Genomic DNA, 18,342 nt, shown 5'->3' with positions numbered 1-18,342 from the left:
CTTGTCCGCCAGCTTGTGCGTTTCCGGTACGAGCTGGCGAACCAACCATAGGAGCGAAACATGAAATTCATCGTCGTGCTTTGCAGCGCCGTCCTGCTTGCGGCGTGCTCGTCGGTGCCAAAGCCGACGCAACCGAGCGGGCCGTGGATGCCCGTGAACCATACGACACTGGGGAACGCACAATGAAGTGGCCAAAGAAGAAATCGACTGAGGTGCAGGGCATGCCGGCCGCGGTTGTGGCCGATGGCAATTATGCGGCGATGCTGCAGAACCTCGCGACCAAACTTGCCGAAGCCGATCCGCGCGAAATGGCGCGCACGTATTTCAAGCAGGCGCTCGCATTCGAGAAGTCGAAGCAAAGCATGCAGGAAAACATGACGAAGATCGCATGGCGCGTCGCGGGCGGTGCCATGTTCGTCGCGCTCGCTTCGATTCTTGGTTCTGCAGCATTAGTACAACTAAAGAGACCAACTCCGCCCGTGATCATCAAAGACAACACCGCGACGGGCGACGTGCAAGTGATCGACGTTGCGCGTAGTGGCTCGGTGACGTTCGGCGAACTCGAAGTGCGCAAGGCGCTGCGGGACTACGTGAAACTGCGTGAAGGCTACGACTGGTACACGATCCAGGATGCGTACGACACCGTGACGCTGATGAACTCGCCGCGCGAGCAGACGCTGTACGCAGCGCTTTACGGCCGCAAAAACTCGCCGTTGAACGTGCTTCAGGACAAGTACCGGGTGATTGCTCAACCTGGTGCGATTACGTTCGTCGGGACCACTGCGCAGGTCTTCTTCTCGAAGAAAACCATTTCGCTGTCGACGCAGGGTGGTGCTGCGCCTCAACCGCCCAAGACCGAATACTGGGTCGCGACGATCACGTACGAGGTGGGTGATCTGCCGACCAAGAGCAATGAACAAGTGCTGAACCCGATCGGATTCCGCGTCACCAGTTACTCGGTCGACCGCGACTGGACACGTAATGCACCGGACGGCGCAGCAATGATTCCGTCGGCCGCGACGTCGCCAGAATCGGCGCCGGCGAACACGCAAGGAGGGGCCAGCCGATGAATGCTCAATTCCGGAAAGCGGTAGCTATGACGTCGGTTGCCGCCGCCACTGCGTTTGCGATGGCTCAGTCGGCCGTCGCCCAGGTCGTGCCGGGTGCGTGCGGTAGCGACCCGCACATCGTTTGCGCGGTGTATGACCCGACCGAGAGCTATCAGATCGCCTATCGCCCAGGTGAAGCGACTGTCATCGAGTTCGAAAAGGGCGAAAAACTCGACGGCGGTGGCATGGGTGACGGCAAAGCGTGGACTGCTGGCCCCGCCGGCAACGGCTTTTTCTTCAAACCGAAAGCCGTGAAAGCGGGCACGAACCTGATTCTGCTGACGAACAAGCGTCGTTACGTGCTGAAGCTGGTTCCGGTAGCCAAGCACGACGAGGCGGTTTGGTCGTTGACATTCAATTACCCGGATACGCGTGCGACGGCGTCGGCGGCCGCTGCAGCGCGTTCGATCGAAGCGCGCGCGCTGCTCGAGCAGACCGGCAACGCGGCGTCGACCAGCAATTCCGACTATGACATGCAGGGCGACACGGCGCTGGCCCCGACTGCTCTGTGGGATGACGGTCGATTCACGTATTTCGAATTCAAGACCAGCCGTGACCTCCCGAAGATCTATCGCGTGTATGACGACGGCTCTGAAGGTCTGGTCAATCCTGATGACGTGCGCGGACCGGTGCTAGTCGTCCACGACACGGCTCGCCGATTCAACCTGCGCCTGAATGATGCCGTGCTGGGCATCCGCAACAACGCATATCGACCAGACGGCCAGCTGAATCCGTCGGGTACCACGATTCCCGGCACGGCGCGGCTCGTGAAACACAAGGAGGCGAGCGGTGAATAACGACATGAACCAGAATGCCGTTCCGGCGCCGGTGGAACCCACCGGTATCGGTGAGCGTGGTGTGCCGGGCGTGGGGCGCACGAAGCGCAAGAGCCCGTTTCGGCTGCTGCCGATTGTGATCGGACTCGTGCTGATTCTCATCTTCGGCGCGGTCGCGGTCGGTGTTGCGATAAAGCGCTGGACGGCGCAGCAACATGCGGAGTCGGAGGCCGCGAAGGTTGAGGCGGCGAAGGACAAGCCGTCCGACGATCGCCATGATTTCGCGGGCGACCAGGCGAGGATCAGAAAGCAGCAGGCCGAGGAGGCTGCGGCCGCTGCCGCAGCGAGCGAAGCACTCGCGAAGCCCGCGCATGCCGATGCTGCCAGCGCCGCGTCTGTACCGGCGACCACTGCGGCCGGTGGCACAGGGGCGGCGGTGCCGGCCAGTGCAGTCGAGACGCCCGCGATGCGCAAACTCGATGGCGACGTAGTGCTGAAGTTCGACGACCAGAAGACGCCCGGTGGTACGAATGCCCTCGGTGGCGGCGGTTCGAAGGTCGAATACGCAAAGGATGGCCTGGACGCGAAGTTTCGGGCGTCGAAGCTCGACACGGTCAAGGCTGAGCTTATGCCGTCCCGTGACATGCTGCTGATCGCGGGGACCACGATCCCATGTGTACAGAACTCGAAGATCGTCACCGACTATCCAGGTATGACGACGTGCGCCGTGTCGAAGGACGTGTATTCGGCGAACGGCAAGGTGCTGCTGATCGAGCGCGGTTCGGAAGTGCTGGGCGAGCAGAGACAGGCGTTGATGCAAGGTCAGGCCCGGATCTTCGTGATCTGGACGCGCCTGACGACACCGGCAGGTGTGAAGGTTCAACTCGACTCGCCGGCGGCGGATGCACTGGGCGGCAGCGGCTTGCCTGCCTATGTCGACACGCACTTCTGGACTCGTTTTGGTGGGGCATTGATGGTCAGTCTGATCGGCGACGCCGGCCAGGCTCTGTCGAGTCTCGCCTCGAACTCGGGTAGCGGCGATAACCGAATCCAGTTCAACAACACGTCGAGCGCTGGCGAATCGGTGGCGGCCGAAACGCTGAAGAACACGATCAACGTGCCGCCGACCGCTTACTCGAAGTACGGATCGGTGACGACGATTTTCGTTGCGCGCGACGTCGACTTCTCCGACGTGTATGAGCTGGCCACGCCCTGACTCGGACCGACATCCCTTCATCGGAGTGCTCATGAACATGCGATATGACGACAGCGTCACGGTACGCAGTCACCTCAAGACTCTCGGAATCGGCGAGTGGCTGAAGCGGCCTGGTGTAACCGAGGTCGCGATTAACCGGCCCTATGAGGGCTGGACCGAGACGCGCGATGGCTGGCAGCGGCATGACCTGCCGAATGCGTCGTTGGAGGCGCTGCTTCAATTCGCGCCGGCGCTTGCGATCTACAACAAGGCAAAGCCCCCGCTGTCGCCGGCCGAGCCTGAAAAGCCGGTGCGCCTGCCTGACGGCGAGCGTGGTCAGATCGTGATCCCGCCGGCCTGTGAACCTGGAACCGTGTCGCTGACGATGCGTGTGCCGAGCTCGACCCGGTTTGCGGTTTCTGAGCTGGTGGATAGTGGGTTCTCGTCGAAGTTTCGCGATGTTGTCGGGCATGCGGTCGATGGCGCGGTCGCCAAGTTGGACACGGGCGATGTCGACGTGCAGAGCGCGACGCCCGTGTTCAATCCGGCGCAGGCGCTTGCGGCGCCGGCCGTCGTCACGCTGCAGCGCTTCGAGCTTGAAATGCTCGACGCGCTTGCGCAGCGCGACGTTGAGCGCTTCCTGACGCTGGCGATCCTCAACCGCCTGAACATCGTGCTCGTCGGCGGCACGGGGTCCGGCAAAACCACGGTCACGAAGGCGCTCGCTGACCTGGTGCCGCCGGAGACTCGTGTTGCGACGATCGAAGACACGCACGAGCTGCCGCTACCGTACCACCCGAACCACGTGCATTTGTTCTACAGCGAATCGCTGCCGGCGCGGCGCATCGTGAAGGCGACATTGCGGATGAAGTTCGACCGTGTGTTCCTCGCCGAACTGCGCGGCGACGAGACGTGGGATTACCTGACCCTGCTGAACACCGGCCACCAAGGAGGGATCACGACCGTGCACGCGAACGATGCGATCGCCGCGCTGTCGCGCATCGCCACGCTTGTGAAGCAGAGCCCAGTTGGCCAGACGTTGACGTGGGATCACCTGATGCGCGAGGTGAAAACCACGATCGACGTCGTGCTTTACATGGAAAACAAGCAACTCAAGGAAATCTACTTCGATCCGGTCACGAAGTGGAAGCTGCTGCGGGGGCTGGCATGAACGCGCGCGTGGAAGTGAGTGGGCTTGAACGGCCGCCGCACGCGGCCGCGGACTGGTTAGCCGAGCGGATTCCGGCGCTGTGCGACGCGAATGGGGCGCTGCCGTCGCAGGCGATCCTCGCGCAGGAACTGGGTGTGAGCCGGGCGCTGCTGCGCGAGGCGGTTAGCCAGCTGGTCGCGCGTGGTGTCGTCGACGTGCGTACGAAGGTGGGCTCGCGCGTGGTCGACGAGAGGCAGTGGCAGATCGTCGATCGACACGTTGTCAGCTGGCGTTTGGCTCGTGCGACGGATCCGACCTTTGTGGCGGACATCGCGGCAATTCGCGCCGTACTTGAACCGATCGCGGCCGCAGACGCTGCCCGGCATGCGAGCCCGGCGGAACGCGCCCGTATCACGATCGCGTGTGCAACCCGGCTCGCCGCGACATCGCGCGCCGATTATCTCGATGCGCGCCACGAGCTGCATGTGGCGCTTCTCGCGGCCAGCGCCAATCAAGTCCTGCAGCAGCTGACGTGTCTCGTACCAACTCCGGATCACGCGATTGATCCGGACGCTGGCGCACCGTCGATCTCGGACGGTGAGCGCCAGGCGCTTGTGTTGCTCGAGGCGGCGATCCGCAACGGGGACGCCAGCGCGGCACGCGCGGGCATCGAGCGGCTGAACCGCTGGGATTTGCCATACCCGGTCATGGGTGGGGAGGCGCAACGATGAAAGCTCGTCTGATTGTGGCCGTGATCCTGAGCGTGGTCAGTGGCGCAGCCGTGTTGGGCGCCGGCCGTCTTCTCCATCTCGACGCGATGACTGATCCCGTCGAAATCGCCGCCGTGATCGGGCTGATGATGGCGCTATGCATGCTGTGGGCAGTATGTGCGAGCGCCGTTCTGCTGAAAACGGCGACGACGTTCGATCGCGTCGTTGCTGGCGGCTTGTTCGCGCTGGTGGCGTTGACGGCGCTGGCCGTAGCAGGCCAGTTTGCCGGCGCGACGGTGTTCGCCAAACTGGAGAAATTGCCGGATTCGGTGATCGGCATCTGGACGCTGCGCGACTACTGGCACTTTTACGGGGATGTAAAAGGCGTGAAGCGCTCCCTGCAGATCGCCACCGCGGCGTCGATCCTCGTGCCGCTTGTCCCGGTCGCGGCGGTAATCGCTGCGCTGGTGATGAAGCCGAAGCGCGACTTGCACGGCGACGCCCGCTTTGCCTACGGCTACGAAATCCGCCGCTATGGCTTGCTCGACGAAGCGAACGGCCGCACACGTAAGAAAGGTGATTACCGCGATCCGACGATTATCGTCGGCCGGTACAAGGGCAAGTACCTGACGTTTCGCGGAACTGAATTCGTGATGGTTGCCGCGAAAACGCGGTCGCAGAAGGGCGTGGCCATCGTGATCCCGAACTTGCTCACCTTTTCGGATTCGGTTGCCGTGCTCGACGTGAAGGGCGAGAACTTCGACCTGACGTCGCGTTATCGGCAGGCGTGCGGACAGAAGGTGTTTCGCTGGGCGCCGTTCGATCAGCAGGGTTACACGCATCGCTGGAATCCGCTGTTCAAGATCGCGAAGAGCCCGCCCTTCGTGCGGGTCGGTCGCCTGCAGGCGATCGCAGCACGGCTGTATCACACGGCCGACGCGCGCAACAAGTTCTTTTACGAACAGGCAGCAGACCTGTTCATGGGTCTTGCGCTGTACCTGATGGAAATGACTGGCGACTGCACGTTCGGCCAAGTGTTGCGGCTCGCGACGACGCCCGACAAGAAGGTGCGCGAACACCTGACGGAGCTGATGCAACACGAGCCTCAGAAGGGCGTGCCGCTGTCGGGCGACTGCCTGGGCGCACTGTCACGCGTACTGGCGTCGCCTGACGAGACGATGCTGAACATTGTCGCGACGTTCAACGCTGGCCTGCGCCTGTTCAGCAACCCGATCGTCGACCAGGCGACGAGCGCGTGTGATTTCGAACTAGATCGCGTGCGTCGGGAGCTGACGTCGATCTACATCGTGATGCCAGTGCGCGAAATCGCGGTCGCAAGCCTGCTCGGCAACCTGTTCTATACGCAATTGATCGAGGACAACCTCGACGTGCTGCCGGGCGCGGATCCAACCATCAAATTTCAGTGTCTGGCCATCGGTGACGAGTTCACCGCGCTCGGCCGGATCGAAGTGCTCGACAAGGGCAATGCGTTCATCGCGGGTTACTGGATTCGCCTGCTGACGATCCTGCAGTCGCAGGCGCAGCTGGAGCCGAACGAGCTGTACGGTCCGGCGGGCGCTCGCACGCTGATCACCAACCATGCCGTGTTGGTCGCGTATGCACCGGGCAACCAGCACGACGCAAAGGAACTGTCGGAGACGCTCGGCACGTTCACCGAAAAGGCGACATCGAAGAGTCGCAATCACGGCCGCAACACGTCGACCGGAACGAGCACGTCTGACCAGGGCCGTGCGCTGATGCTGGACCAGGAACTGAAGCGCATGGAGCAGCACGAGGAAATCGTGCTTGGCTTCCAGCGGCCGATCTTGTGCGAGAAGGCGACCTATTACAAGGATGACTTGTTCATCGACCGCATGCGCTCGGTCAGTCCAATGCTGGCGGCAATCGATAAGCGCCTGCCGACCGAAGACGAGATCAAGGCGGCTTGGCAGGCCGGGGAGCTGCGCGCCACTGGCATTCCGCTCAACAACCCGGAGACGTACCACGCCGCGCTGTCCGCGAAGGCTGCCGGCGAAATCCGGCTCGCGCGGCAGGCTGGCGCGAAGCCGCTGACCGCGGCCGAGCTGCTGGCACTCGATCAACAGAAGCCGGGGCCGCTGGCGACCGACATGGCGCTGGCCGGTTTCGAGGCCGATTTGGCCGAACTCGGCATGCTGGTGCGCGACGACGTTCGCGAAATGCTGGCCGGCATTCGGTTCGATTTCAACCCGGCAGCGACGGAGGTTGCTGCCGATTCTCCGATTGAGCCGGCAGCGCCGGCAGACAACGAAGTGAAGGAGGTGGCGCATGGCTGACGAGAAAAAACCGAAACGCGAACGGACATATCTGGATGTGCCGTTCAAGGAAAAAGACGCGGCGAACGAGCTGGGTGCGAAGTTCGATCGCCGCTCGAAGAAGTGGTACGTGCCGGGTGGCACTGACGTCGCGCCGTTCGCACGCTGGATGCCTGTGAAGGAAGTGAAGGCCGGAGAGCGGGCCGCTGACGCTGCGCGTGCGGTGGAATCGGATACCAACGAATACGGCAGCGAGGCCGATTTCGAGCGCGAGGCTGTTCGCCTGAGTGACTTGATGGGGCAACCGATCGAAGAGGCACGCGAGTTCGTCCGGGAATCGGTGCGTGGTGCCGAGGAACGGGCCGCGTTGCAGGCACGGGACCAAATTCAGAGCCAAGGCGGTTCCGCATTCGATGCGATCGACGCAGTGCGCGCAGCGGTGCGCCTGGCGCGGAATCAGTATTTTGCGGAGCGTCAGCACCTGTATGCGCCGGCGCAGAGCGCGCAGCAACCTCCGGCTACAGCCGGGCGTGTCGCTCGGCGCGGTCCGCGCCAGGCGCCGGCCCGGCGTGCTCGTCCGGCGCTCGACGATGCGGCGCTTGGCCGCCGCTACCGCGAAATGATTCAGTCGATCGCGACGACGGTCACACTTCGCGGCGATGAAGTGAACCGCACGCTCGCGCTCGAGCATCGGCTCGAGTCGATTCATCGCGACGCGTGGCGCAAGTCCAACGACGCTGCAGCCGGTGATCGCGCGATCGGCGAGCAGATCCGCACGCGCACGGGCTTCGCCGCCGACGAGTTGCCGCCGCTGGCGGCCGAGGCGCTGAGCAAGCTGCGCGCCGAAGCCGAGTTGAGCCCGATTGAGGTCGACGAGCGTACACCCGTGCGCGATGTGACGGAATCCGACCCGGTGGACGATGAACAGCAGGTCGAACCGATCATGGGCGAGCCATCACATGCGCACCGTCATCGCGAGCCGGAACGCGACGACGGTATTGCGACGTTCGCGGACATCGCCGAAGCGTTCGAGCTCGATGAGGCGATGCGGGAGCGCGCGCCCGAGGCAGGCCAGGAGATAGGCGAACTGGGGCCGGTCTCGCAATCGGACGGCGAGACCGTCACGTTTGCTGATGTTGGCGAGGCCGCGGCGGTTGACACCGCGCCGGGCGATCGCACGCCGTCGCCGGCAGAGCCGGTCGTCGCGCAACCGGCGCCGGCTGTCACGTCGGAGGGCAGGACCGTGACGTTCGCTGGCGTGACCGATGCAACGCCGATCGACGACGCGATGCGCAGCCGCGGGCTGACGGCCGACGTGGTATCCGTGACCCAGGACACCTCGCGATCGACAGTTGGCGCAACGGTGGCGAACGAGCCGGACGTCCAGCCGGGCCAAGCCGTCAACGACAAGTCCATGAATGTGTCGATCCAGCCTGGTCAGGTCGACACCCAGATCAAGCGCACGCAGTCGGACGCCAGAAACGAGCCGGACGCGAAAAATCCGGTCAACGATCCGGTGCGTCCGGAGCTCGACACGGTGTCGCCGCAAGACCTGCAGCGCATCGGCGCAGTGCGCGCCAGCGAGCGCGCGGCAGCCGAAACGCTGCTGCGCGAGCAGAGTAGGCCCATGCCGAAGGCGGAGGATGTTGCCACCGGTGCGCCGGCGGCCACGGTCGACGTCGACGCCGGCGAGAACCAGATCGACGTCGATCCGTCCTTGCGCAAGCCGATTACGACGAGAGACGGCTACACGATCCCGCCGCAGATCGCATCGCGCTACATGGTGAAGGAAGGGCGGTTCTGGAAGCTGGACGGCATGGGGGCAAAGCCGGGAAGCGAGCCGACGACGAAGCCACATTTCGAGGACGTCGGCTCGCGCCTGAAAACGCAGCAGAACGATCGGGGGACGATCGCCGACATGTTGGCCGTGATGAAGGCGAAGAACATCGATTCGATCACGGTGAAGGGCAGTGAGACGTTCCGGCGCAACGCATGGATCGAGGCGTCGCTCGACGGCGGCATCGAGGTCAAGAACTTCAGGCCGAAGGAAGCGGACTTCGCGTTGCTCGAGGCGGCGAAGCGCGAACGCGCGGCGCTCACGATCAAGTCCGGCACGTCACCCGAGCCGACCGTCAGCCCGAAAACGGATACGACGCCGAAGGCTGAAGCCGCGCCTGCCACTCCAGCGACGCCGGCGCGAGCCGCCGTGGCTGATGTGCCGAAGGTCGCGCAATCGCAGGAGGCGGCGGCCAAGCCGACGGACTCGCTGTCCGGCGAATTACTCGAGCACGGCAGTGCGCGATACCAGCACCAGAAAGACGCGTCGTACTCGTATTTCGTGCGGTATCGGGACGATGCTGGCACCGAGCAGACGGTCTGGGGCGTCGATCTCAAACGGGCGATGGAGGTCTCCGGCGCGAAGGTAGGTGATGCCATTTCGCTCAAAAACCTTGGCGAGACACCCGTCACAGTTCAAGCGCCCGTGCGTGATGAAGCGGGCAAGGTGATCGGCACGGAGCCCAAGGACGCTATTCGTAACGCGTGGGAAGTGACGCGCACGTCGCCTGGCCCGGCACCAGCGGAATCCAAGGCGCCAGAGCGCGAGTCGTTGACCGTCGCGCAGATGCGCGAGCAGCTGAGCAAGGTCATCGAGAAGATGCCCGCCCGGCAGCGCGCCGAAGTGCTGAACCGATTCGATGCGCGGATGCAGGCCGGCACCGAGGTAGAAGCGCGTATTGCGCGTGGCGAGCTGAGTCGCGATGCGGGTGCGGCCGAGATCGACAAACGTGCGGCCGAGCTGCATGCGGCATGGACGGCACCGAAGGCCGCGCCGACCACAAACCCGTCGAACGGCCCGAAACAGGAACAACAACCGACCCGTGGCCAAACGCCGAGCGTGATGTAAGCGCCTGGTCGCACCTATCTACACGAGGAATCTGAAATGAGTTTGAGCTTTGCAACCGTGAACTGCACAGGAAACGTCGGTAAGACCACCTTGACGCGCGAGCTGCTGGCGCCACGGCTGCCGCATATGTCGGTGCGCCAGATCGAGTCGATCAACACCGACGACTCGGCCGGCGCCAAGGTCGAAGTGATGATTGCCGCGCGCTTCGACGAGCTGCACGAGGAGTTGATGCGGGGCCGCGAACTGCTGGTCGACATTGGTGCGTCGAACGTCGAGGAATACCTGAACCGCCTCGACTCGTCCGAAGGTGCGCAAGAGGACTATGCGTGCTTCATCGTACCGGTCGAGCCGGAAAGCAAGCAGCTGAAGGACACGATCAAGACGATCAACATGCTCGCCGATCTCGGTGTGGAGCCCGAGCGGATCCGCGTGCTGCTGAACAAGGTCGAGCTGGTCAAGAGCGAGGCACGCGAAATCACGCTGCGTCGTCACTTCGGGCAGCTTTTCGAGCTGCACGAACGGATGGGGTCGTTCGTGCTGAACGAGGATGCGCTGGTCCCGAAGAATGACGTGTTCACGCTTGCGGCGGCGGCCGGCCGCACGATTCACGACATCGCCACGGACGGCGTCGACTACAAGGCGCAGCTGGTCGACGCGAAGACCGGCGCGGAGAAAGATCGCCTCGTGAAACTGGTCAGCCTGAAGCGTAAGGCGCTGTCGATCGAGCCGTTGCTCGACAGCGCGTTCAACGCGCTGCTGGCGGGAGTCGTTGCATGAGCGACCCGACGCCGCAATCGGATCGCACGGCCAAGGCCTCGGAGCGCCTTGGCCAGGTGCTCGCCACGATGCCGGCGTCGAACGAGCTGGCGGTGCTGGCCGAGATCCTGATCGAGCAGATGAAGGTCGTGGACGCACAACACCACGTGGTCACGCTGATGGAATCCACCGACCAGAAGTTGACCGCGACCGTGCAGGCGTTGCGTGATGAGAACGCCCAGCTGACGAAACTGGTCACGCAGGCGCGTCAGGCCTTCGTCGGCGAAGTTGCCGCGAAGGCCGCCGACCAGGCGCGTCGCGCGGCGGCCGCGGAAGTGGTCGACGCGCTCGCCCAGTTGCGCGTCGCGGTCGAATCACACGATCGCACGGCCCGTCACATTGCGTCTGGGAGATCCGTTCGTTCGCCGCTCGGGGCGCTTGGCTCTTTCGCCGGGCAGATCGCCGCCGCGTTTTGTGCAGGCGCAGCGCTTGTGTGGGCGGCCGGCCATTTTTTCGGCATCTAGTCCCCAATACCAACACGAAGTCTTTGAGAGGAGAGTTCATTCATGAACGGCAAACAGCTGTTTCTCCAAGTGTTCATCCCGATGCTGGTTGTTGTTGTGCTGGTGGGTTTTGCGATGCTCTATAAGCCTGCCGCGCGGCGCACGTCGACCACCAAACCCTTCGTACTGACGGACTCAATCGTGTGGGAAGTCCGACTGAACGATATCCCCGTCACGACGATTCGCGAGCATGTCGTCGCCGACGTTCAACGCCAAATAGATCGCCAATGGTGGCGGGGTGCGCTGACCGCGATTAGTGAGTTCGGTACGTTCGTGCGATTGGCCATCGTCAGCGTCGCCGTCGCGCTCGCGATCGAGGCGATCATCATCGTCCTGAGCATTCAGGGTGAACCGCTCGGTGCCGGGCATGCGCTTCACGCGCTATTTTCCGCGTCCGAAGCGAAACTGGCGGGCGGTTGGACCATGTTCTGGCAGTTCGGCGCGATGATCGCGTTCGTTTATTTCGTCTTCGCGTCGATGTTCGGCTGCCGGCGTCGCGCACACGATTACGTGGTCGAAGGGTGGTGGGAAGGTGTTCGCCGTGCCGCTCGTGTGCCGGGTACCGGCGACCTGTCGCTCGTCCTGACCGAACCGGATCGGCTCGCGTGGCGTAGCCCTCATCAGGTAAATGTGATCGACCGCTCCGCACGGTAAGGGGACAAGATCATGTCGAATCGTCGAATCCTTCGCGCTGTCACGCTTGCCGGTCTGCTTGTCGTTGCCAACTCGGCACGCGCGTTCGATCTCACTGCCCCATGGTCGTCGATGACGAGCCGGCCGGCAGCGGCCGGTCGAACCTGCAGTTCGGAAGTCGGATTTTCGCCGGAGGGCAGCGCAGCACGTCTCGTCGCCGACGTGCTCGATCGGGCACGTTCGCGCGTGCACTTAGCCGCCTATACGTTCACGTCACCCGACGTCGTGCGGCGGTTGATCGCGGCGAAGCGCCGCGGCGTCGACGTCGCCGTGATCGCCGATGCGAAGGAAAACACGGGCGGCCGCGGTGCCCGATCTGGCCAGGCTGCGCTGAATCTACTCGTCGAAGCTGGCATTCCCGTCCGCACGGTGTCGGCATACGCGATCCATCACGACAAGTACATCGTGGCCGACAGCGAAACGGTCGAGACAGGGTCATACAACTACAGCACCGCTGCTGCGCGTCGTAATAGCGAGAACGCGGTGGTGATTGCCAATTGCCCGTCGCTCGCTGGTGCGTACGAGGCTCACTGGCAAAGCCGGTGGTCGCAGGGCGAGCCGTATCGCTCGTCGTATTGAGACACGAACTGTAGACCGGTGAGTGAACGATGAGCAACGACGACCTCAATGTATTGACCGAACCGAAGCGCCGCGGCCGCAGGAAGGCTCAGTCGGCGCTCGGCAAGCCGGTCAGCACGCGGCTCACGGAAGAACAGTGGCAGATCTTCAATGACAAGGTCGAGCGCTCGGGCATGAGTTCATCCGAATTCCTGCGCGACTGCATCCTCACGAACCGCACGCAGATCGTCGAGCGGCCGCGGGTGACCGTCGAGCGCCAGCGGATCATGTACGTGATCAACAAGACCGGCAACAACCTCAATCAGCTGGCCCACGTGGCGAACACGGCGCGGGTGTCCGGCCACCTGTCCGAATCCACGTTCGCCGCGCTGGTCGACGAGCTGGAAATGATTACGCAACTACTGAAGGCGCACCTCCATCGTGTTGATTAGGGTGTCCGGCCGCCACGACGGCGTCAAACAGTATCTCGAGGAAGGCCGCAAGGTCGGCCGAGAACTCGATCGCGATGACCTGGACGAGCGGGTCGTGCTCGTCGGTGATCTCGACCTGACTGACGCGGTGATTCAGTCGATCGACGCACCACCGAAGGTTGAGCGCTACCTGTCGATCACCCTGTCGTTCAAAGAGGATCACGTCGATCGCGGAATGCTGTTTCAGATCGCCCGCGATTTCGAAGCGTTCGCGATGCACGCGTACCGTCCGGACGAATACAGCTTCTATGCCGAGGCGCACTTGCCGCGCGTCAAGAGCTATGTCGACCAGGCGACCGGCGAGCTGGTCGAGCGCAAGCCGCACATCCATATCGTGATTCCGAAGCTGAACCTCATTTCGGGTCATACGCTGCGCCCGTTCGGCTTCGACAAGCACAACACGCATTTCATCGACGCGTTCCAGGAACACACGAACGCGAAGTACGGGCTCGCGAGCCCGAAGGACAATCGCCGTACGCTGCTGACTGACGCGTCGGAAATGATCAGCCGCTATCGCGGGGATCTGTTCCGCGCGAACAGTCGGGAGCTGAAGGAGCAGATCCTCGACGCAGTGCTCGATCGCCAGATCGAGAACCATGACGACTTCATGGCGCTGTTGCACGAGCACGGTGCCGTGCGCATGCGGAACGCCGGCCGCGACGACTCGTATCCGAACGTGAAACCGGCCGGCGCTGAGAAGGGTGTGAACCTGAAGGAATACGTGTTCACGCCCGCATTCATCGAACTGCCGACCACCGAGAAACTGCAGGCGCTGTCGGCCGACGCTGCGGACCAGTACGAGGATGGCGTCGCGCCGCGCCGCACGCCGGACGAAGTCACAGCGTTGCTCGATGAATGGTACGGGTCGCGCGCGCGCGAATTGAAATACCTCAATAGCGGTAGCCGCCAGTACCAGCGCTACCAGGAATCGTCCCCCCACGACCGCCAGCTGATGCTCGCGGAACTCGAACGCGGCTTTTACGCACAACACCTAAAGGCACATCATGACCGAGCAGACGACACCCTCCCAGGCCTCGAAGGACATCTTCGACGAAATGGAAGCGCATTTGAATACGGCCCCCAGCCGCCCGACGCCTTCGACGAGTTCGACGCAGGCGCACGAGAACTCGACGTCAATGCCGCCGAGTGGGAGTCCGACTGGAGCGCCAGCGATGCGCCAGGGCGCTTCGCCGATGGATACGACGACCTCGATGCACAGTTTGACTTTGTCCCAGCTGAGTCGAGCCCGGCGGCCGAACCCTTCGACGGTCTGCGAAACGTGCCCGGCCGCCCTGTGGACGGCATCGGAAGTGGATCTGCAGTGCTACTGCCGGATCATGCGCTTCACCAGCTGGAGCCAGATGGCGCCGTATCCACGGACGGCATGCGATGGCATCCAGATCGCGATGGAGAGCTTGCAGCGCAACGAGTAAGCGGCCCGACGCCGGACGAGCTGGATGCCTATCACCGCGCGCTCGAGGCGCATTACGCCTTCGGCGACCCGTTCGACCAGCTGCCCCCGATGCGGCCGCCGGCGACGCAGGTGCCCACCGGCATGTCGCCGCCCGATTGGTTTTCCGATCGCCGGCCGGATCCGTTTCTCGATCCATACGACGTGCCGTTCCATCTCGATGCCACCCGGCCGATCGCGCCACGCTCGCTCGAGATCCCGGCCGACGTGGCGCCCTATCGCTCGCGCCGTTCACGGGCGGGCGACGACGCATTCAACACGCCGCGCCACACCGGCCGCGTGTCTGACAACGTCTTGTCGCAGTTGGCGCGCGATCGCCGCCAGCGCGACGACGTCGCGGGCCAGGCCGGCGAGTTTCGCGCGATCCGCCAGGGTCTCGATGCGCGCCGGCTGCTGGCCGAGCTGTCGCACACGCATGGCGTTCGGCCGGCCAAATACGTGGTCGTCACCGGCCGCGACGGCGCCGATCGCATTCGCGCGGGCAAGCGCGCGCTGAACGTGTCGGACTTCCTGACGAAAGAGCTGAATCTGTCGTGGCGCGAGGCCGCGCCGATGTTGCGCGCGGTGTATCAGCGCCAGCAGGCGGGCGAGCCGATTCCCGCGCCACGCGAGCTGCCGCGCGCAGCGCTCTGGCGCGAGTATTCCGTCGCGCGCGAGGCGCATGTCGCCGCGCGCAGCGACGCGTGGCTTGCGCAGCGCGCCAGCGAACAGCAGCGCCGCGGCGAGATCCGCTCCGCCTTCGAGACAAAGCGGACCGCCATCAAGCAAGACGTGCGACTCTCGCCGGCGGACCGGCGCGCTGCGACGTCGCTGGCGCGCGCTGAGCAGCTGGGCCGTGACGACGCGCTGCGAGAGTCGATCGCGCTCGAGCGGGCCTCGCTCAAGGCGCAGTTCGGTCCTGCAGGCGGCCCAAGCTTTTCCGACTGGTTGCGCACCCGCGCGGAGCAAGGCGACGAGCGGGCGCTCGAGGAGCTGCGCCGAACGGCTGGACCTGAGCGGTCGTCGGCCGACGTTGACGCGGGCGACGAAGCGTTCAACGTGATTCGGCCGAACACGCCTCGGTCGCACGACCAGGACGAACACAACGCAATCATTTTCCGGTCGCCCGATTTGTCCTGGTCAGTCAACGAGCGCGGCCACGTCACCTATCGGCACGACGGCCGCGACGTTGTGCGCGATCGCGGCAACAGCGTGCAAGTCCTGCAGGCCGACCGGTCTGCTTTTGAAACCGGGCTGCGCCTGGCGCAGAGCAAGTTCGGCCGCACGCTCGAGCTCGCCGGCGACGACGCGCACCAGCTGGCCGCCGCCAAGGTCGCCGTCGACGCAGGACTGCGCGTGCAGTTCAGCGACGCGCGGCTGAACCGCGCGATGGACGACTATCGCCATGCCCGCGTCGACCAGCATGTGCGCGACGTCCTTGGCACGCCTAGCGCCGGCGCGCCGGGCAATCCGCAGCCGCGTCCAGAGCGACCGGCGCCGGACCAGCCTACGCCTTCCGACAACAGCAAGCCGACCCTCTGATGCACGATCACGATCGGCCGCAACCCGTAAGCGCCTATACCGCCACCGCACCGCTCGATGCCGAGCCGGTGCCATCGCACGCGCCCGCTCTGCGCGGCGGCCGCCCGCGCATCCTGACTGAGATGCAGAACCGTCTCGATGCGTACCTGAACGATCCCGACCAGCACCTGCCGACCCTCAACGCAGCGAACGGCAGCGATCGCCAACAGCGCCTCGAGCGTCGCGTCGCCTGCGTGCAGCTGCTGCGCGCGATGCTCAAGTATCTCGACTTGGCCAGCCTGCGCGTCGGCATTCCGCAGCGCGACGGTGGGTTCATGAACGTCACGATGTCGTTCCTGGCCAAGCACGCGTGCCTGCCCGTGCGTCGGGCTGAGCGCGCGATGCGCGATCTGCTGCACGCCGGGCTCGTCACGGCCCAGCAGCGCGCCGAGCGAACGGAAGACGGCGGCTATCGCGGCCTGGCGTCACTTCGCCAGCTGCCGGCGGCGCTGTTCGGCGCATTCGGCATGTCGAAATGGCTGCGCCACGAGCGCAGCAAGGCCGTGATGCGCCGCTATCGTGCTGCGGCCGCGGCCGCCAAAACTGAACGCGAGCAGCTGCGCGACAGCCGCGCCGAGGCGCAGGCCTCGCTCGCGCTCAGCGGAATCGCACAACGCCTGCAGCGTCGACGCACTGCGCGCGCGCCGGCGGCCGCCGACACGTCGACGATGGCAACCGATCGCGGCGAAGCGATCGCACGCCGTATCGGCATACTGAAAGCCCTTCATCCCGACTGGGATCGCGAACGCTGCTACGACGTCGCCTGCAGCGAACTCGAATAGCGGGCCGCGCCCGCATCTTCCACCACCGCTGATCCGGTTGCCTGGCGCTGACGTCCAAGCGGGCGCCGGCGCGCGTGTGCGCGCGATCGGTCCACGGCCAGCCCGTTCGTCGTTTCACGATTGCGTCCCACAGACTGCCATCGAGGCGACTTATCCACAGATTTGAGCTGCGCACTGCGCCGATGGGTCATGTGCACGCTATTAATTGTCGGGATGAACAGCGCTTAATTGTCGGACCTTAATCAGCGCAGTTTTATCAGTACGCAGGGAAGTCAAATCCACGCCCCCGCAAGCGGGGGCATGCCCGGCGCTACGCGCCTTGACGGCCCCCAACGGCGGGGTGACTCAAGCGCACGGAGGGCGTGGGCGCAGCACGGCCAGCGGTCCGTCACTCGATCTGAAAACCAGCTTGCCAGGATGGGGGCCGCGCTCGTGTGGTGCGCCGGCAACATCGCGCAGAGCGCGATGTTGCACCGCCGGCGGAGCCGGCCGGGTTCTCCAAGGGGCATCCCCTTGGAGCACGGGATATGGAAAGGGAAATGCGTCAGCATTTCCGTTTACATATCTGTCGTGCCTGGGCTTCCAGCCGACCGCCCGACGATAGGTCATTGCCGGATCAAAATGGATCGCTTTTGGATCACTTTTGGATAGCTTGCAGATAAGGGGGGATCAGAGGTTGATCGTTCTTGGTGCATCTTTCGATCATTCGCGGCATACTGATGCCGATTCTTTCCACAGGGAGCGGTCAGATGGACGCCCAAATCTCCGCACAACGTGCACAGCGGCTCGATGCGCTGTCGGCCGCGTCTGATGGCCGGTCGAAAACCGCCCAGCTTCGCGACGTGTTCGATAGCGTCGAGCGAGCCATCCGCGCGGGCGTCCGGTATACGGCGATCATTCAAGACCTTGCCGCTACCGGCCTCGAATTCACCTATCAAACCTTTGCTCTGACCCTCAAAAGAATCCGGCGCGAACGCGGCATCGTGGCTCGCCCCTCGCAGGCGGCACGCCCAGAAGCCCGCCCGGTTGTCAGCCGGACGGAAGAAGCGCCGCATCCGTCGCCCGCACCTGTTGTCGCGACTGCCACTGATGCCGGGGCCGCTCCGGACACGGCGACGCCGGTTCCCGCTGTACGCGAGCGACGTGTGATTGCGCCGGTCGGTGCCAAGCTCCCTGACGACTGGCTCACTGCCGATCTGACGCGGGAACAAAAGCGCCTGTTGACACCCGACCAGCGCCGCGCGCGCGCGGACGCCGTGGTTAAAAGCCTGTGGCCGAATCCTTTCGATCCGCCCAAGGACGAAAACCCCGCCTAAGCGGGGTCGTCTC

At 64.2% G+C, this 18,342-nt stretch carries 16 protein-coding genes; all 16 read left to right on the top strand.

Annotated features, from left to right (window positions below):
- Positions 1-60 precede the first annotated feature (60 nt).
- The 16 genes from CFB89_RS35620 (at position 61) to CFB89_RS33445 (ending at position 18,329) form a co-directional block, all read left to right on the top strand.
- A complete protein-coding gene (locus CFB89_RS35620) occupies positions 61-186 on the top strand; it encodes a hypothetical protein (protein ID WP_256979847.1) in 126 nt (41 codons plus the stop codon).
- Entirely contained in the window at positions 183-1,070 is an 888-nt protein-coding gene (locus CFB89_RS33515) for a virB8 family protein (protein WP_089471783.1), read from the top strand. The genes CFB89_RS35620 and CFB89_RS33515 overlap by 4 nt, the downstream gene beginning before the upstream one ends.
- Positions 1,067-1,906, top strand: a complete 840-nt coding sequence (locus tag CFB89_RS33510; RefSeq protein ID WP_089471782.1) for a TrbG/VirB9 family P-type conjugative transfer protein — start codon at positions 1,067-1,069, stop codon at positions 1,904-1,906. The genes CFB89_RS33515 and CFB89_RS33510 overlap by 4 nt, the downstream gene beginning before the upstream one ends.
- Complete coding sequence (gene virB10, locus CFB89_RS33505; RefSeq protein ID WP_089471781.1) at positions 1,899-3,101, top strand: type IV secretion system protein VirB10; 1,203 nt, start codon at positions 1,899-1,901, stop codon at positions 3,099-3,101. The genes CFB89_RS33510 and virB10 overlap by 8 nt, the downstream gene beginning before the upstream one ends.
- A 31-nt stretch (positions 3,102-3,132) precedes the next feature.
- Entirely contained in the window at positions 3,133-4,251 is a 1,119-nt protein-coding gene (locus CFB89_RS33500; protein WP_089471780.1) for an ATPase, T2SS/T4P/T4SS family, read from the top strand.
- Positions 4,248-4,961, top strand: coding sequence for a FadR/GntR family transcriptional regulator (locus CFB89_RS33495; protein WP_089471810.1), 714 nt, complete (start codon positions 4,248-4,250; stop codon positions 4,959-4,961). Before CFB89_RS33500 ends, CFB89_RS33495 begins: the two co-directional genes overlap by 4 nt.
- Positions 4,958-7,255, top strand: a complete 2,298-nt coding sequence (locus CFB89_RS33490; protein ID WP_089471779.1) for a type IV secretory system conjugative DNA transfer family protein — start codon at positions 4,958-4,960, stop codon at positions 7,253-7,255. Before CFB89_RS33495 ends, CFB89_RS33490 begins: the two co-directional genes overlap by 4 nt.
- The gene (locus CFB89_RS33485) at positions 7,248-10,139 is read left to right on the top strand and encodes a DUF5710 domain-containing protein (protein WP_089471778.1); all 2,892 of its coding nucleotides are present in this window, start codon (positions 7,248-7,250) and stop codon (positions 10,137-10,139) included. The genes CFB89_RS33490 and CFB89_RS33485 overlap by 8 nt, the downstream gene beginning before the upstream one ends.
- A gap of 36 nt (positions 10,140-10,175) precedes the next feature.
- Positions 10,176-10,916: a StbB family protein gene (stbB, locus tag CFB89_RS33480; RefSeq protein ID WP_089471777.1), complete on the top strand. Its 741-nt coding sequence runs from the start codon at positions 10,176-10,178 to the stop codon at positions 10,914-10,916.
- A complete protein-coding gene (locus CFB89_RS33475) occupies positions 10,913-11,419 on the top strand; it encodes a hypothetical protein (RefSeq protein ID WP_089471776.1) in 507 nt (168 codons plus the stop codon). The genes stbB and CFB89_RS33475 overlap by 4 nt, the downstream gene beginning before the upstream one ends.
- 42 nt (positions 11,420-11,461) lie before the next feature.
- Positions 11,462-12,112, top strand: a complete 651-nt coding sequence (locus tag CFB89_RS33470; protein WP_089471775.1) for a hypothetical protein — start codon at positions 11,462-11,464, stop codon at positions 12,110-12,112.
- A gap of 12 nt (positions 12,113-12,124) precedes the next feature.
- Entirely contained in the window at positions 12,125-12,730 is a 606-nt protein-coding gene (locus tag CFB89_RS33465; protein WP_089471774.1) for a phospholipase D family protein, read from the top strand.
- A 29-nt stretch (positions 12,731-12,759) separates the two neighbouring features.
- Entirely contained in the window at positions 12,760-13,161 is a 402-nt protein-coding gene (mobC, locus tag CFB89_RS33460) for a plasmid mobilization relaxosome protein MobC (RefSeq protein ID WP_006749850.1), read from the top strand.
- Position 13,162: 1 nt separating this feature from the next.
- Positions 13,163-16,192, top strand: a complete 3,030-nt coding sequence (locus CFB89_RS33455) for an LPD7 domain-containing protein (protein WP_256979846.1) — start codon at positions 13,163-13,165, stop codon at positions 16,190-16,192.
- Positions 16,192-17,013 (top strand): hypothetical protein, encoded by an 822-nt coding sequence (locus CFB89_RS33450; RefSeq protein WP_089471772.1) that lies wholly within the window; start codon positions 16,192-16,194, stop codon positions 17,011-17,013. Before CFB89_RS33455 ends, CFB89_RS33450 begins: the two co-directional genes overlap by 1 nt.
- A 749-nt stretch (positions 17,014-17,762) precedes the next feature.
- On the top strand, positions 17,763-18,329 hold the full coding sequence (locus CFB89_RS33445) for a hypothetical protein (RefSeq protein ID WP_089471809.1): 567 nt from the start codon (positions 17,763-17,765) through the stop codon (positions 18,327-18,329).
- Positions 18,330-18,342: the final 13 nt, after the last annotated feature.

Source organism: Burkholderia sp. AU16741 (genome assembly GCF_002223345.1).
In the GTDB taxonomy this organism is placed as follows: Bacteria; Pseudomonadota; Gammaproteobacteria; order Burkholderiales; family Burkholderiaceae; genus Burkholderia; species Burkholderia sola.
This window is presented reverse-complemented; position numbering and strand designations above follow the sequence as displayed.

What these genes read in the sequence shown, in the direction of transcription:
- CFB89_RS33500 (WP_089471780.1), top strand. Translation starts at nt 3,133, where the DNA reads ATGAACATGCGATATGACGACAGCGTCACGGTACGCAGTCACCTCAAG.
- stbB (WP_089471777.1), top strand. Translation starts at nt 10,176, where the DNA reads ATGAGTTTGAGCTTTGCAACCGTGAACTGCACAGGAAACGTCGGTAAG.
- CFB89_RS33490 (WP_089471779.1), top strand. Translation starts at nt 4,958, where the DNA reads ATGAAAGCTCGTCTGATTGTGGCCGTGATCCTGAGCGTGGTCAGTGGC.
- CFB89_RS33515 (WP_089471783.1), top strand. Translation starts at nt 183, where the DNA reads ATGAAGTGGCCAAAGAAGAAATCGACTGAGGTGCAGGGCATGCCGGCC.
- CFB89_RS33510 (WP_089471782.1), top strand. Translation starts at nt 1,067, where the DNA reads ATGAATGCTCAATTCCGGAAAGCGGTAGCTATGACGTCGGTTGCCGCC.
- CFB89_RS33465 (WP_089471774.1), top strand. Translation starts at nt 12,125, where the DNA reads ATGTCGAATCGTCGAATCCTTCGCGCTGTCACGCTTGCCGGTCTGCTT.
- CFB89_RS33470 (WP_089471775.1), top strand. Translation starts at nt 11,462, where the DNA reads ATGAACGGCAAACAGCTGTTTCTCCAAGTGTTCATCCCGATGCTGGTT.
- CFB89_RS33445 (WP_089471809.1), top strand. Translation starts at nt 17,763, where the DNA reads ATGGACGCCCAAATCTCCGCACAACGTGCACAGCGGCTCGATGCGCTG.
- CFB89_RS33450 (WP_089471772.1), top strand. Translation starts at nt 16,192, where the DNA reads ATGCACGATCACGATCGGCCGCAACCCGTAAGCGCCTATACCGCCACC.
- mobC (WP_006749850.1), top strand. Translation starts at nt 12,760, where the DNA reads ATGAGCAACGACGACCTCAATGTATTGACCGAACCGAAGCGCCGCGGC.
- CFB89_RS33475 (WP_089471776.1), top strand. Translation starts at nt 10,913, where the DNA reads ATGAGCGACCCGACGCCGCAATCGGATCGCACGGCCAAGGCCTCGGAG.
- CFB89_RS33485 (WP_089471778.1), top strand. Translation starts at nt 7,248, where the DNA reads ATGGCTGACGAGAAAAAACCGAAACGCGAACGGACATATCTGGATGTG.
- CFB89_RS33495 (WP_089471810.1), top strand. Translation starts at nt 4,248, where the DNA reads ATGAACGCGCGCGTGGAAGTGAGTGGGCTTGAACGGCCGCCGCACGCG.
- CFB89_RS35620 (WP_256979847.1), top strand. Translation starts at nt 61, where the DNA reads ATGAAATTCATCGTCGTGCTTTGCAGCGCCGTCCTGCTTGCGGCGTGC.